Origin of the sequence: Streptomyces sp. NBC_00569 (assembly GCF_036345255.1) — a bacterium.
Taxonomy (GTDB): Bacteria; Actinomycetota; Actinomycetes; order Streptomycetales; family Streptomycetaceae; genus Streptomyces.
Genome location: NZ_CP107783.1, coordinates 4,636,113 through 4,650,426 on the forward strand (window position 1 = coordinate 4,636,113; position 14,314 = coordinate 4,650,426).

The following is a 14,314-nucleotide window of genomic DNA, read 5'->3' on the forward strand; positions in this document are numbered from 1 at the left end:
CCCTTACAGCTTCATCAGGCTGGCGTCGTCGACCGAGGCCGAGTGGCGGGAACGGAACAGCGACACGATGATCGCGAGCCCGACCACGACCTCCGCGGCGGCCACGACCATCGTGAAGAAGGCGATGATCTGGCCGTCGAGATTGCCGTGCATCCGGGAGAACGCGACGAACGCGAGGTTGCACGCGTTGAGCATCAGCTCGACGCACATGAACAGGACGATCGCGTTCCGCCTGATGAGCACGCCGGTGGCGCCGATCGTGAACAACAGGGCGGCGAGATACAGGTAGTTGACCGGATTCACTTCGACGCCTCCTCGGTCCGCTCAAGGCGCTCGGCCGAGCGCTGCTCCAGGGCCTTCAGGTCACCGAGTGCCTCGTCCGACACGTCGCGGATCTGGCCGCGCTCGCGCAGCGTCTGCATGACCGTGAGCTCCGACGGGGTGCCGTCGGGGAGCAGGCCCGCGATGTCGACCGCGTTGTGCCGGGCGTACACACCCGGGGCGGGCAGCGGCGGCAGGTGCTTGCCCTCGCGCACACGCTGCTCTGCCTGCTCCCGCTGTGTCCTCGCCCGCTCGATGCGCTCGCGGTGCGTGAGGACCATGGCTCCGAGGGTGGCCGTGATCAGCAGGGCGCCGGTGATCTCGAAGGCGAAGACGTACTTCGTGAAGATGAGGGCGGCGAGCCCTTCCACGTTCCCCCCGGCGTTCGCCTTGCCCAGTCCGACGAACTGGTGGAGCGAGGCGTTCCCGATGCCCGCGAGGAGCAGGATCCCGAAGCCGAGTCCGCACAGCAGGGCCAGCCAGCGCTGTCCCTTGATGGTCTCCTTCAGGGAGTCCGCCGCGGTGACGCCGACGAGCATGACCACGAAGAGGAACAGCATCATGATCGCGCCGGTGTAGACGATGATCTGGACGACGCCCAGGAAGTACGCGCCGTTGGCCAGGTAGAAGATCGCCAGGATGATCATGGTCCCGGCGAGGCACAGCGCGCTGTGCACCGCCTTCTTCATCAGGACCGTGCACAGGGCGCCGATGACGGCGACCGTGCCGAGGACCCAGAACTGGACGGCCTCACCGGTGGAGGTGCCCGCAGCAAGAGTGGCTGCGGCGGCGAGCTGGCTCATGCCTCCGCCCCCTCGGCTTCGGGCTTCTCGCCCTTGGAGGCGGCGACCTGACGCACCGTGCCGGGCGCGGCCTCCGTCACCAGACCCCGGTAGTAGTCCTGCTCGTCCGTGCCGGGGAAGATCGAGTGGGGCGATTCGACCATGCCCTCCTCCAGCCCGGCGAGCAGCTGCTCCTTGGTGTAGATCAGGTTCTCGCGGCTGCTGTCGGCGAGCTCGAACTCGTTCGTCATCGTCAGCGCGCGCGTGGGGCACGCCTCGATGCACAGGCCGCACAGGATGCAGCGGGCGTAGTTGATCTGGTAGACGCGGCCGTACCGCTCACCCGGCGAGTAGCGCTCCTCGTCGGTGTTGTCCGCGCCCTCCACGTAGATGGCGTCCGCGGGACAGGCCCAGGCGCACAACTCGCAGCCGATGCACTTCTCCAGGCCGTCCGGATGACGGTTGAGCTGGTGCCGGCCGTGGAAGCGCGGGGCCGTGGTCTTGGGCTGCTCCGGGTACTGCTCCGTCAGCCGCTTCTTGAACATGGCCTTGAAGGTCACGCCGAAGCCGGCCACGGGATTCTGGAAGCCGGGCTTGGTCTGCCCGCCCTCCGTCGACTCCTCAGCCATGGGACGCCTCCTTTCCGTCACTGGGACCCTCACCGGTTCCGTCACTCGCAGTATCCGGTCCGCCACTGACAATCAACTCCCGCTCCCCGCGCGGGCGTCGGCGCGGCACGGCCGGCGGGGTCTGGCCGGGCAGCGGCGGAACCGGGAAGCCGCCTGCCATCGGGTCGAAGGCCGCGGCCTGTTCGGCCGCCTCCCGCGCCTCACGCTCCTTGCCGCCGCGGTCCCTGAAGATGTCGACAAGGAACGAGAGCAGCAGCAGGGCGAGGACTCCGCCGCCCACATACAGGGCGATGGAGGCGAAGTCGTAGTTCTCGTTCCGCAGGGTCCGCACGGTGGCGACCAGCATCAGCCAGACCACGGAGACCGGGATGAGGACCTTCCAGCCGAGCTTCATCAGCTGGTCGTAGCGCACGCGCGGAAGCGTGCCGCGCAGCCAGATGAAGAAGAAGAGCAGCAGCTGGACCTTGATGACGAACCAGAGCATCGGCCACCAGCCGTGGTTCGCGCCCTCCCAGAAGGTGGACACCGGCCACGGGGCCCGCCAGCCGCCCAGGAAGAGCGTCACCGACACGGCCGAGACCGTCACCATGTTCACGTACTCGGCGAGCATGAACAGCGCGAACTTGATCGACGAGTACTCGGTGTTGAAGCCGCCGACGAGGTCGCCCTCGGACTCCGGCATGTCGAACGGCGCGCGGTTCGTCTCGCCGACCATCGTCACGATGTAGATGAGGAACGAGACCGGCAGGAGCAGGATGTACCAGCGGTCGTGCTGCTGGGCGACGATCTCCGAGGTGGACATCGACCCGGAGTAGAGGAACACCGAGGCGAAGGCCGCGCCCATCGCGATCTCGTACGAGATCATCTGGGCGCAGGACCGCAGACCGCCCAGCAAGGGGTAGGTCGAGCCGGAACTCCAGCCCGCGAGCACGATCCCGTAGATGCCGACCGAGGCGACCGCGAGGATGTAGAGCATCGCGATCGGCAGGTCGGTGAGCTGCATCGTGGTGCGCTGGCCGAAGATCGAGACCTCGTTGCCGGAGGGCCCGAAGGGGATCACGGCGATCGCCATGAACGCCGGGATCGCGGCGACGACCGGCGCCAGGATGTAGACCACCTTGTCGGCGCGCTTGACGACGACGTCTTCCTTCAGCATCAGCTTGATGCCGTCGGCGAGCGACTGGAGCATGCCCCAGGGGCCGTGCCGGTTGGGGCCGATGCGCAGCTGCATCCAGGCGACGACCTTGCGCTCCCACACGATGGAGAAGAGCACGGTCACCATCAGGAAGGCGAAGCAGAAGACCGCCTTGACCGCGACCAGCCACCAGGGATCGCGGCCGAACAGCGAGAGGTCTTCGAGAGCGAGCGGGATCATGACTGCACCTCCTTGGCCTCGTCGATGCCCGCGGGACCGATCCGGACGAGTGCGCCGGGCACGGCCCCCGTGTCGGAGGCCACGCCCCCACCGGTGGAGTTCAGCGGAAGCCACACGACGCGGTCCGGCATCTCCGTGACCTGGAGCGGGAGTTGCGTCGTCCCCGCGGGCCCCGTGACGGCGAGTACGTCACCGTCCTTGACGCCCGCCTCGGCGGCCGTGGCGGCCGACACGCGCGCGTGTGCCGCGTGCCGCGTGCCGGCGAGCGCGTCGTCGCCCTCCTGGAGGCGGCCCTGGTCGAGCAGCAGCCGGTGCCCCGCGAGGACGGCCTCGCCGGACGCGGGCCGCGGCAGCTGGGCGGCCGACTCCAGCGCGTCCGTCGCGCGGGGGCCGCTCCAGCCGCCGAGGCGGTCGAGCTCCCCCCGCGCGGCCCGCAGGTCCGGCAGGCCCAGGTGTACGTCCATGGCGTCCGCGAGCATCTGGAGGACCCGCGCGTCGGCGGGCGCCACGGAGCGCGTCATCTGATCGGGCTTGAGCGCGGCCTCGAAGAGGCGTGCCCGGCCCTCCCAGTTGAGGAACGTGCCCGCCTTCTCGGCGACCGCGGCGACCGGAAGCACGACGTCCGCATGGTCGGTGACCTCGCTGGGACGCTGCTCCAGGGACACGACGAACGCCACCTCGTGCAGTGCTTCACGCGCGCGTGCCGGGTCCGGCAGGTCCGCGACCTCGACACCGGCGACGACGAGGGCCCGCAGCTCGCCGCCGGCGGCGGCCTCCACGATCTGACCCGTGTCGCGCCCGTAGCGGTGCGGGAGTTCGGACACTCCCCAGGCGGCCGCGACCTCTTCCCGCGCGCGCGGGTCGGTGGCCGGGCGTCCGCCCGGAAGCAGCGACGGTAGCGCGCCCGCCTCGATCGCGCCGCGCTCCCCGGCCCGGCGCGGAATCCACACCAGCTGGGCGCCGGTCGCCGTGGCGGCCCGTACGACGGAGGTCAGGGCGCCCGGCACGGCCGCGAGCCGCTCGCCGACGACGATGACGGCGCCCTCGGCGCGCAGCGCCTGGGACGCCTCGGCGCCGCCGTCCTCCAGGCCGAAGCCGGAGGCGAGCGCGTCGAGCCACTCGGTCTCGGTGCCCGGAGCGGCCGGCAGCAGCGTGCCGCCCGCCTTCTCCAGGCCCCGGGTGGCGAACGGGGCGAGCCCGAACGTCCGCTGACCGTGCCCGCGCCACGCCTTGCGCAGCTTCAGGAAGACGCCGGGCGCCTCCTCCTCGGCCTCGATCCCGACGAGGAGCACGGCGGGAGCCTTCTCCAAAGACGTGTACGTGACCCCGACACCGTCGAGGTCACGCCCGCGTCCCGCGACCCGAGCCGCGAGGAAGTCGGCCTCCTCGCTGCTGTGCACGCGCGCGCGGAAGTCGATGTCGTTCGTGTCGAGCGCCACGCGCGCGAACTTGCTGTACGCGTACGCGTCCTCGACGGTGAGCCGGCCACCGGTCAGGACTCCGGCGCGGCCGCGGGCCGAGGAAAGACCCCGGGCCGCGACGTCCAGTGCCTCGGGCCAGGACGCGGGCTCCAGCACACCGTCCGCGTTCCGCACGAGCGGCGTGGTCAGCCGGTCGGGCTTCTGCGCGTAACGGAACGCGAAACGGCCCTTGTCGCAGACCCACTCCTCGTTGACCTCGGGGTCCGGCGACGCCAGGCGCCGCATGACCTTGCCGCGCCGGTGGTCCGTGCGGGTCGCACAGCCGCCCGCGCAGTGCTCGCACACGCTGTGCGAGGACACGAGGTCGAAGGGCCGGGAGCGGAACCGGTACGCCGCCGAGGTCAGCGCGCCGACCGGACAGATCTGGATCGTGTTCCCGGAGAAGTACGACTCGAAGGGGTCGCCCTCGCCGGTGCCGACCTGCTGGAGCGCGCCGCGCTCGAGCAGCTCGATCATCGGGTCACCGGCGATCTGGTTGCTGAACCGTGTGCAGCGGGCGCAGAGCACACACCGCTCACGGTCGAGCAGGATCTGGGTCGAGATCGGGACCGGCTTCTCGAAGGTCCGCTTCTTCCCGTCGAAGCGGGAGTCGGACTGGCCGTGCGACATCGCCTGGTTCTGCAGGGGGCACTCGCCGCCCTTGTCGCAGACCGGGCAGTCCAGCGGGTGGTTGATGAGGAGCAGCTCCATCACACCGCGCTGCGCCTTCTCGGCGACGGGTGAACTGAGCTGACTCTTGACCACCATGCCGTCGGTGCAGGTGATGGTGCAGGACGCCATCGGCTTGCGCTGGCCCTCGACCTCGACGATGCACTGACGGCAGGCGCCGGCCGGGTCGAGCAGGGGGTGGTCGCAGAAGCGGGGGATCTCGATGCCGAGCTGTTCGGCGGCGCGGATGACCAGGGTGCCCTTGGGCACGCTGATCCCGATGCCGTCGATCGTCAGCGAGACGAGATCTTCCGGCGGCACCGCCGCCTCACCGCCCCCGGAGGGAGCGCCTGTGGTTACCGTCATGCGTTCACCTCCGTGCGCTGGTCCGCCCAAGCGGTCGACTTGGCGGGGTCGAAGGGGCAGCCCTTGCCCGTGATGTGCTGCTCGTACTCCTCGCGGAAGTACTTGAGCGAGGAGAAGATCGGGGACGCGGCGCCGTCGCCGAGCGCGCAGAACGACTTGCCGTTGATGTTGTCGGCGATGTCGTTCAGCTTGTCGAGGTCGCTCATCGAGCCCTTGCCGGCCTCGATGTCGCGCAGCAACTGCACGAGCCAGTAGGTCCCTTCACGGCACGGTGTGCACTTGCCGCAGGACTCGTGGGCGTAGAACTCGGTCCAACGGGTGACCGCCCGCACGACGCAGGTCGTCTCGTCGAAGCACTGGAGCGCCTTCGTGCCGAGCATGGATCCCGCGGCGCCGACGCCCTCGTAGTCGAGGGGCACGTCGAGGTGCTCGTCGGTGAACATCGGGGTCGAACTGCCACCGGGAGTCCAGAACTTGAGACGGTGGCCCGGACGCATGCCGCCGCTCATGTCGAGGAGCTGGCGCAGCGTGATGCCGAGCGGCGCCTCGTACTGGCCGGGGTTCGTGACGTGCCCGCTGAGCGAGTACAGCGTGAAGCCCGGGGACTTCTCGCTGCCCATCGACTTGAACCAGTCCTTGCCGCGATTCAGGATCGCGGGAACCGACGCGATGGACTCGACGTTGTTGACAACAGTGGGGCACGCGTAGAGCCCCGCGACCGCGGGGAAGGGGGGACGCAGCCGCGGCTGGCCACGGCGGCCTTCCAGCGAGTCGAGCAGTGCGGTCTCCTCGCCACAGATGTACGCGCCCGCGCCCGCGTGCACCGTGAGTTCGAGGTTCAGCCCGCTGCCCAGCACGTTCTCACCGAGGTAGCCCGCCGCGTAGGCCTCCCGTACGGCCTCGTGGAGCCGTCGCAGTACGGGGACGACCTCGCCCCGCAGATAGATGAAGGCATGCGAAGAGCGGATCGCGTAGCACGCGATCACGATCCCCTCGATGAGGGAATGCGGGTTAGCGAAGAGGAGCGGGATGTCCTTGCAGGTCCCCGGCTCCGACTCGTCGGCGTTGACAACCAGATAGTGCGGCTTGCCGTCGCCCTGCGGAATGAACTGCCACTTCATTCCGGTGGGGAAGCCCGCGCCGCCACGGCCGCGCAGGCCGGAGTCCTTCACATAGGCGATCAGGTCGTCCGGCGACATGGCGAGGGCCTTGCGCAGACCCTCGTAGCCGTCGTGCCGTCGGTAGACGTCCAGGGACCAGGACTTGTCCTCGTCCCAGAACGCCGAAAGTACCGGCGCGAGCAGCTTCTCGGGGCTGGTGTCGTTGTCGATCTCGGCTGCCAAGGTCATCACTCTCCCTCCTCGGCGACAGGTCCCGCCGGGTGGGCCGGATCGGAGGACGACGTGTCCTGGGGCGCGTCGTGCGAGCTCAGGTGCTCGGCAGGAGACGCGTCGTGCGGTGGCGCGTCGCCGGCGTCCCGATGGGGACCTCCGTCCCGCGGATGGACCACGCGCGCGGGGGCGGCCTCGCCCCTGGCGAGACGCAGGCCGATCAGCGAGGCAGGTCCCGCGCTGCCGCTCGCCTCGACGGCGCCGGGCCGCTCGTCCGGGAAGCCGGCGAGGATCCGCGCGGTCTCCTTGTACGTGCACAGGGGGGCGCCGCGGGTGGGTTCGACCTGCGCGCCCGCGCGCAGGTCGTCGACCAGCCGCTTCGCGCTGCCCACCGTCTGGTTGTCGAAGAACTCCCAGTTGACCATCACGACGGGCGCGAAGTCGCAGGCCGCGTTGCACTCGATGTGCTCGAGGGTGACCTTGCCGTCCTCGGTGGTCCCGCCGTTGCCGACGCCCAGGTGCTCCTGGAGGGCCTCGAAGATGGCGTCGCCGCCCATCACGGCGCACAGCGTGTTCGTGCAGACGCCGACCTGGTAGTCGCCGCTCGGCTTGCGCCGGTACATCGTGTAGAAGGTCGCGACGGCGGTGACCTCGGCGGTGGTCAGGCCCAGCATGTCGGCGCAGAACTGCATGCCCGTGCGCGTGACATGACCCTCCTGCGACTGCACGAGGTGCAGCAGCGGGAGGAGCGCGGAGCGCGATCCCGGGTAGCGGGCGATGATCTCGCGCGCGTCCGTCTCGAGCCGGGCCCGGACGTCGTCCGGGTAGTCCGGCGCGGGCAGTTGGGGCATGCCCAGGCTGACGCCCTGGCCCTGCTCGGAAGGAGTGGTGGTCACCGGTCGACGCCTCCCATCACGGGGTCGATGGACGCGACGGCGACGATGACGTCGGCGACCTGGCCGCCCTCGCACATCGCCGCCATGGCCTGAAGGTTGGTGAAGGAAGGGTCGCGGTAGTGGACCCGGTAGGGACGGGTGCCGCCGTCGGACACGACGTGCACCCCCAGCTCCCCCTTGGGGGATTCGACGGCGGAGTACGCCTGCCCGGCGGGGACCCGGAAGCCCTCGGTCACCAGCTTGAAGTGGTGGATCAGGGACTCCATGGAGGTGCCCATGATCTGCTTGATGTGGTCGAGCGAGTTGCCGAGGCCGTCGGGGCCGAGCGCGAGCTGCGCGGGCCAGGCGATCTTCTTGTCGGCGACCATGACCGGGCCCGGGGCGAGCCGGTCCAGGCACTGCTCGACGATGCGCAGCGACTGGCGCATCTCCTCCAGGCGGATCAGGAAGCGTCCGTAGGAGTCGCAGGTGTCGGCGGTCGGGACCTCGAAGTCGTAGTTCTCGTAGCCGCAGTACGGCTGCGACTTGCGCAGGTCGTGCGGGAGACCCGCGGAGCGCAGGATCGGCCCGGTGGCTCCGAGGGCCATGCAGCCGGTGAGGTCGAGATAGCCGACGTCCTGCATACGGGCCTTGAAGATGGGGTTCCCGGTGGCGAGCTTGTCGTACTCGGGAAGGTTCTTCGACATCTTCTTCACGAACTCGCGGATCTGGTCCACCGCGCCGGGCGGCAGGTCCTGGGCGAGTCCGCCGGGCCGGATGTACGCGTGGTTCATGCGCAGGCCGGTGATGAGTTCGTAGATATCGAGAATGAGTTCACGATCACGGAAGCCGTAGATCATGATCGTCGTGGCGCCGAGCTCCATGCCGCCGGTGGCGATGGCGACCAGGTGCGAGGACATCCGGTTCAGCTCCATCAGGAGCACCCGGATGATCGACGCCCGGTCGGGGATCTCGCCCTCGATACCGAGGAGCTTCTCGACCGCGAGGCAGTACGCCGTCTCGTTGAAGAACGGCGTCAGATAGTCCATGCGCGTCACGAACGTGGTGCCCTGCGTCCACGTGCGGTACTCGAGGTTCTTCTCGATGCCGGTGTGCAGATAGCCGATGCCGCAGCGGGCCTCGGTGACCGTCTCGCCGTCGATCTCCAGGATCAGCCGGAGCACGCCGTGCGTGGACGGGTGCTGCGGACCCATGTTGACGATGATGCGCTCGTCGTCGGCCTTGGCCGCGGACTGGACGACCTCGTCCCAGTCGCCGCCGGTGACCGTATATACGGTCCCCTCGGTCGTCTCGCGCGGCGATGCAGAAGGAGTAGACATCAGGAGTACGACCTCCGCTGGTCCGGAGCCGGGATCTGGGCGCCCTTGTACTCGACGGGGATGCCGCCGAGGGGGTAGTCCTTGCGCTGCGGGAAGCCCTGCCAGTCGTCCGGCATCATGATCCGCGTCAGCGCCGGGTGGCCGTCGAAGACCAGACCGAAGAAGTCGTACGTCTCGCGCTCGTGCCAGTCGTTCGTCGGATAGACGGCGACCAGCGAGGGGACGTGCGGATCCGCGTCGGGGGCGCTGACCTCGAGGCGGATCAGGCGATTGTGGGTGATCGAGCGCAGGTGGTAGACGGCGTGCAGCTCACGGCCCTTGTCGTCCGGGTAGTGCACCCCGCTCACACCCGTGCAGAGCTCGAAGCGCAGGGCCGGGTCGTCGCGCAGGGTCCGGGCGACGCGCACCAGGTACTCACGCTCGATGTGGAAGGTGAGCTCGTCGCGGTCGACGACGGTCTTGTCGATCGCGTTCTCGGGGACGAGGCCCTGTTCCTCCAGGGCCCCCTCCAGCTCGTCGGCCACCTCGTCGAACCAGCCGCCGTACGGTCGCGAGGCGGCACCCGGCAGCCGTACGGAGCGGACGAGGCCGCCGTATCCCGACGTGTCGCCGCCGTTGTTGGCGCCGAACATGCCGCGCTGGACGCGGATCTCCTCGCCCTGGTCGCCGCGCTGCCCCGGAAGGTTGGCCGCGCTGAGGTCCTTCTCGGGGTTGACCCCGTTGCTGTCCGCGTCGCTCACCGCAGCAGCCCCTTCATCTCGATCGTCGGGAGCGCCTTGAGCGCCGCTTCCTCCGCCTCGCGGGCCGCCTCCTCGGCGTTCACGCCGAGCTTGGAGGACTGGATCTTCTGATGGAGCTTGAGAATCGCGTCCATCAGCATCTCCGGCCGCGGCGGACAGCCGGGCAGGTAGATGTCCACAGGGACTACGTGGTCGACGCCCTGCACGATCGCGTAGTTGTTGAACATCCCGCCCGACGAGGCGCACACGCCCATGGAGATGACCCACTTGGGGTTCGGCATCTGGTCGTAGACCTGCCGCAGGACGGGCGCCATCTTCTGGCTCACGCGCCCGGCCACGATCATCAGGTCCGCCTGCCGCGGCGAGCCGCGGAAGACCTCCATGCCGAAGCGCGCCAGGTCATAGCGGCCGGCGCCCGTCGTCATCATCTCGATGGCGCAGCACGCCAGGCCGAACGTGGCCGGGAAGACGGATGACTTGCGCACCCAGCCCGCGGCCTGCTCGACGGTGGTCAGCAGAAAGCCGCTCGGCAGCTTTTCTTCGAGTCCCATGGCTTAAGGCCCCTCAGTCCCATTCCAGGCCGCCGCGCCGCCATACGTACGCGTACGCGACGAAGACGGTGAGCACGAAGAGCAGCATCTCCACGAGCCCGAAAACACCCAGGGCGTCGAAGGTGACAGCCCAGGGGTAGAGGAAGACGATCTCGATGTCGAAGACGATGAAGAGCATCGCCGTCAGGTAGTACTTGATGGGGAAGCGCCCGCCGCCGGCCGGCGTGGGGGTCGGCTCGATACCGCACTCGTAGGCCTCGAGCTTGGCCCGGTTGTATCGCTTTGGACCGATAAGCGTGGCCATGACCACGGAGAAGATCGCAAAGCCTGCCCCGAGGGCTCCCAGTACGAGGATGGGCGCATACGCGTTCACCGCTCCTCGCTCCTCTCAGTCGGCGCTGACTGCTGGCGGATACGTGGGCCCGCCCCCGCTCCCCGCGAAGCCACCCCTCGATTGCACGAAGATCGCTCACATGTGAAGCAGGTCACAAGCCCAACTGCCCCGCATCCTATGCCTGCCGGTCTGTGATCTGCGACACGGGGTGCGCCAACAGCTTTGTGATCTCCACCACCTGACGAAGGATCATGAAGTCGGATGAGCGGTGATCTTCACACGCGAAGCGCCTGAGTGATCACCAGAGGTGACATCTTGGCTCGTTACCCCAGGTAGAAGCGTTGGCGCACTATCAAGAGGTGACACGCTCAGGCAAATTGGCGCTGGACAGAACTGGCTGATAGTGGCCGCCGTTCACACATCAGAGGGAGAGGTGTGGACGTAAGTGGACGCGGGCACGCGTCGACGAGGAGCGTCCGGCGGCACAGGCGGCCCCTTTGTGACCTGCGTCACGCGGACCGTTATCCGTTAGAAACCGGGCTTGGCCATCGGTGTCAACGAGTGGTAGGCCGAGGGCAATTCGGGCGTATTACAGAAAGCCCGTGATCACAGGCTTGATCAACCCTGTCCGGATTGCCCGTTACGGCGTCAATAAAGGCCGCCGCGCCCGGGATTCAAACGTTCACACGACAACTGTGGCGCACCACACGTTTCTTGAAGGAACCATGGAGGCCCTGATAGCGGTTGTACTCATGTCCCACACCGCTCACATACCCAGCCACCGGAAGCCCCGTCGCAGCGCGTCGAAAATCGCCCTGCGCGCCGGAGTTGCCGGTGGCGTCCTCAGCACCCTGGCAGTGGCCGGTGCGTCCGGCCCGGCGTTCGCCGCCGAGCCGGTGACCGAGACCATCGAGATGCCGACCATCACGGCGGACCTCTCCACTCAGGTCGCCCAGTCCGCGGACGCCACCCAGCAGGCCGCGAACTCGTACGCGCTGCAGGCCGAGCAGGATCTGGCCGTCGCAAAGGCCGCGAAGCAGGCCAAGGCGGACCAGGCCCTCGCGGAGAAGAAGGCGGAGGCCAAGAAGAAGGCCGAGGCCGAGGCGAAGCGCAAGGCCGAGGAAGCGCGTGCGTCGCGCTCCGCCGAGCGCACCACCCTCTCCACCGCCTCCTCCACGGCCTCCCACGTCGCGGCCCCCGCCAGCGGCAGCGTCGCGTCCGTCATCGCCTTCCTGAAGGCTCAGGTCGGCGACGCGTACGTCATGGGCGGCACCGGCCCCAACTCCTGGGACTGCTCCGGCCTGACCCAGGCCGCGTTCGCGCAGGCCGGCGTCAGCCTGCCGCGCGTCTCGCAGGACCAGTCGACGGCCGGCACCCCGGTCTCCCTCGACAACCTGCAGGTCGGCGACCTCCTCTACTGGGGCGCCGCGGGCTCGGCGTACCACGTGGGTGTGTACATCGGTAACGGCCAGTACCTGGACGCCGCCAACCCCTCCAAGGGTGTTGTCATCCAGGACCTGTCCGGCTACCCGGCGAGCGGTGCGGTCCGCGTTCTCTGATCGCCCATTTCGCGTCATGTCCGACAAAAGGCCACCACTCTCCTGCTCGGGAGTGGTGGCCTTTTGCTATGAATACCGCCAAAGCAGCGGTCTTGTACAAGTTAGCCCTTCGGAGACAATTCACCCATAGGGCCCCAACTGCCGCCCGGGATCTCCGTATTGATGATCTCCGGCACGGAGGCGATCAGACCGGCCATCGTCTCCAGGCCGGCCTTGAAGTGGTCGGAGCCCACGTGCGCGGCCCCCGCGTCCCCGTCCCGGAAGCCCTCCAGGAGGACGTACTGGTTCGGGTCCTCGACGCTGCGGGACCAGTCGAAGAAGAGGTTGCCCTCCTCGGCGCGCGTGGCGCGGGTGAAATCGGCGGTGTGCTCCAGCCAGGAGTCGGCGTACTCGGGCCGGGCGGTGAACTTCACGGCGATGAAAATCATGCAGCCAGGGTGCTCCCTGCCGCCCCGCACGGCCAGTTCGGCGCGCGCGATCGCGGCAGCGCCGCGAAAGCCGGGCCTGCGCGGCGCGGGCGGAGCGCCCCGCAAGCGCCGTGAGCGCCCGCTGCCCGCCGCGGAACGCGACGGCGGCGGGCGCTCACCGACCCGGCGCGTCCGGGCCGCTCACGCCTTCGGCGCCACCTTGCTCAGGCCGTTGATGATGCGGTCCATCGCGTCGCCGCCCGTCGGGTCGGTCAGGTTGGCGAGCATCTTCAGCGTGAACTTCATGAGCACCGGGTGCGTCAGGCCGCGCTGCGTCGCGATCTTCATGACCTTCGGGTTGCCGATGAGCTTCACGAAGGCGCGGCCCAGCGTGTAGTAGCCGCCGTAGGTGTCCTTGAGGACCTTCGGGTAGCGGTGGAGGGCGAGTTCGCGCTGGGCGTCGGTCGCGCGGGCGTGCGCCTGCACGATGACGTCGGCCGCGATCTGGCCGGACTCCATGGCGTACGCGATGCCCTCGCCGTTGAACGGGTTCACCATGCCGCCCGCGTCGCCGACCAGGAGCAGGCCCTTGGTGTAGTGCGGCTGTCGGTTGAAGGCCATGGGCAGGGCGGCGCCGCGGATCGGCATCGTCATGTTGTCCGGGGTGTAGCCCCAGTCCTCCGGCATCGAGGCGCACCAGGCCTTCAGGACCTCGCGCCAGTCGAGCTCCTTGAACGCGGCGGAGGAGTCGAGGATGCCGAGGCCGACGTTCGACGTGCCGTCGCCCATGCCGAAGATCCAGCCGTAGCCGGGCAGCAGCCGGTCCTGGGCGCCGCGGCGGTCCCACAGCTCCAGCCAGGACTCCAGGTAGTCGTCGTCGTGGCGCGGCGAGGTGAAGTACGTGCGGACGGCGACGCCCATCGGGCGGTCGTCGCGCCGGTGCAGGCCCATCGCGAGGGACAGCCGGGTCGAGTTGCCGTCCGCGGCGACGACGAGGGGCGCGTGGAAGGTGACTTCGCGCTTCTCCTCACCGAGCTTGGCGTTGACGCCGGTGATGCGGCCCGTGCGGTCGTCGATGATCGGGGCGCCGACGTTGCAGCGCTCGTACAGGCGCGCGCCCGCCTTCTGCGCCTGCCGGGCGAGCTGCTCGTCGAAGTCGTCGCGCTTGCGGACGAGTCCGTAGTCCGGGTAGGAGGCGAGATCCGGCCAGTCCAGCTGGAGCCGGACGCCGCCGCCGATGATCCGCAGGCCCTTGTTGCGCAGCCAGCCCGCCTCTTCGGAGATGTCGATGCCCATCGACACGAGCTGCTTGGTGGCCCGCGGGGTGAGGCCGTCGCCGCACACCTTTTCCCTGGGGAACGCGGTCTTCTCCAGAAGGAGGACGTCGAGTCCGGCCTTGGCCAGGTAGTACGCCGTCGTCGAACCGGCTGGCCCGGCCCCGACGACGATCACATCTGCGCTGTGCTCGGAGAGGGGCTCGGTCACGGCGGGTTCTCCCGAAGACTCGAAATCTGCGTGCCGCGCGGCACCGGATGTGGGCAGTCTATGCAGCGGTACTGATCACCCAGCCGAAGG

14 protein-coding genes are annotated in these 14,314 nt (G+C 68.9%); 1 reads left to right on the forward strand and 13 read right to left on the reverse strand.

Going from position 1 to position 14,314, the window contains the following annotated elements; all coding sequences use genetic code 11:
• Positions 1-3: 3 nt before the first annotated feature.
• Genes nuoK through OHO83_RS20825 form a run of 11 tightly spaced genes read right to left on the reverse strand, consistent with a single transcriptional unit; the run spans position 4 to position 10,812 of the window.
• A complete protein-coding gene (gene nuoK, locus OHO83_RS20775) occupies positions 4-303 on the reverse strand; it encodes an NADH-quinone oxidoreductase subunit NuoK (RefSeq protein ID WP_100598032.1) in 300 nt (99 codons plus the stop codon).
• The gene (locus OHO83_RS20780; protein WP_266673198.1) at positions 300-1,124 is read right to left on the reverse strand and encodes an NADH-quinone oxidoreductase subunit J; all 825 of its coding nucleotides are present in this window, start codon (positions 1,122-1,124) and stop codon (positions 300-302) included. The genes nuoK and OHO83_RS20780 overlap by 4 nt, the downstream gene beginning before the upstream one ends.
• The gene (nuoI, locus tag OHO83_RS20785; RefSeq protein ID WP_266673196.1) at positions 1,121-1,732 is read right to left on the reverse strand and encodes an NADH-quinone oxidoreductase subunit NuoI; all 612 of its coding nucleotides are present in this window, start codon (positions 1,730-1,732) and stop codon (positions 1,121-1,123) included. The genes OHO83_RS20780 and nuoI overlap by 4 nt, the downstream gene beginning before the upstream one ends.
• Complete coding sequence (gene nuoH / locus OHO83_RS20790; RefSeq protein ID WP_266673194.1) at positions 1,725-3,107, reverse strand: NADH-quinone oxidoreductase subunit NuoH; 1,383 nt, start codon at positions 3,105-3,107, stop codon at positions 1,725-1,727. The genes nuoI and nuoH overlap by 8 nt, the downstream gene beginning before the upstream one ends.
• Entirely contained in the window at positions 3,104-5,602 is a 2,499-nt protein-coding gene (locus OHO83_RS20795) for an NADH-quinone oxidoreductase subunit G (RefSeq protein WP_266673192.1), read from the reverse strand. Before OHO83_RS20795 ends, nuoH begins: the two co-directional genes overlap by 4 nt.
• The gene (nuoF, locus tag OHO83_RS20800) at positions 5,599-6,954 is read right to left on the reverse strand and encodes an NADH-quinone oxidoreductase subunit NuoF (RefSeq protein ID WP_266673190.1); all 1,356 of its coding nucleotides are present in this window, start codon (positions 6,952-6,954) and stop codon (positions 5,599-5,601) included. Before nuoF ends, OHO83_RS20795 begins: the two co-directional genes overlap by 4 nt.
• Positions 6,951-7,829, reverse strand: coding sequence for an NADH-quinone oxidoreductase subunit NuoE (nuoE, locus tag OHO83_RS20805; RefSeq protein ID WP_266673188.1), 879 nt, complete (start codon positions 7,827-7,829; stop codon positions 6,951-6,953). The genes nuoF and nuoE overlap by 4 nt, the downstream gene beginning before the upstream one ends.
• Positions 7,826-9,148, reverse strand: coding sequence for an NADH-quinone oxidoreductase subunit D (locus OHO83_RS20810; RefSeq protein ID WP_266673186.1), 1,323 nt, complete (start codon positions 9,146-9,148; stop codon positions 7,826-7,828). The genes nuoE and OHO83_RS20810 overlap by 4 nt, the downstream gene beginning before the upstream one ends.
• A complete protein-coding gene (locus OHO83_RS20815; protein WP_266673184.1) occupies positions 9,148-9,888 on the reverse strand; it encodes an NADH-quinone oxidoreductase subunit C in 741 nt (246 codons plus the stop codon). Before OHO83_RS20815 ends, OHO83_RS20810 begins: the two co-directional genes overlap by 1 nt.
• The gene (locus OHO83_RS20820) at positions 9,885-10,439 is read right to left on the reverse strand and encodes a NuoB/complex I 20 kDa subunit family protein (protein WP_006133126.1); all 555 of its coding nucleotides are present in this window, start codon (positions 10,437-10,439) and stop codon (positions 9,885-9,887) included. The genes OHO83_RS20815 and OHO83_RS20820 overlap by 4 nt, the downstream gene beginning before the upstream one ends.
• 13 nt (positions 10,440-10,452) lie before the next feature.
• Positions 10,453-10,812, reverse strand: coding sequence for an NADH-quinone oxidoreductase subunit A (locus OHO83_RS20825; RefSeq protein ID WP_007383963.1), 360 nt, complete (start codon positions 10,810-10,812; stop codon positions 10,453-10,455).
• A 713-nt stretch (positions 10,813-11,525) separates the two neighbouring features.
• Here OHO83_RS20825 and OHO83_RS20830 point away from each other — a divergent pair.
• A complete protein-coding gene (locus tag OHO83_RS20830; protein WP_266673181.1) occupies positions 11,526-12,332 on the forward strand; it encodes a C40 family peptidase in 807 nt (268 codons plus the stop codon).
• Between the two features lie 101 nt (positions 12,333-12,433).
• On the opposite strand, the gene OHO83_RS20835 is transcribed toward OHO83_RS20830, so the two are convergent.
• Together OHO83_RS20835 and OHO83_RS20840 are read right to left on the reverse strand one after the other, a co-directional pair.
• Positions 12,434-12,760, reverse strand: coding sequence for a putative quinol monooxygenase (locus OHO83_RS20835; protein WP_266673179.1), 327 nt, complete (start codon positions 12,758-12,760; stop codon positions 12,434-12,436).
• 180 nt (positions 12,761-12,940) lie between these two features.
• Complete coding sequence (locus tag OHO83_RS20840; RefSeq protein WP_116511243.1) at positions 12,941-14,224, reverse strand: geranylgeranyl reductase family protein; 1,284 nt, start codon at positions 14,222-14,224, stop codon at positions 12,941-12,943.
• Between the last annotated feature and the right edge of the window lie 90 nt (positions 14,225-14,314).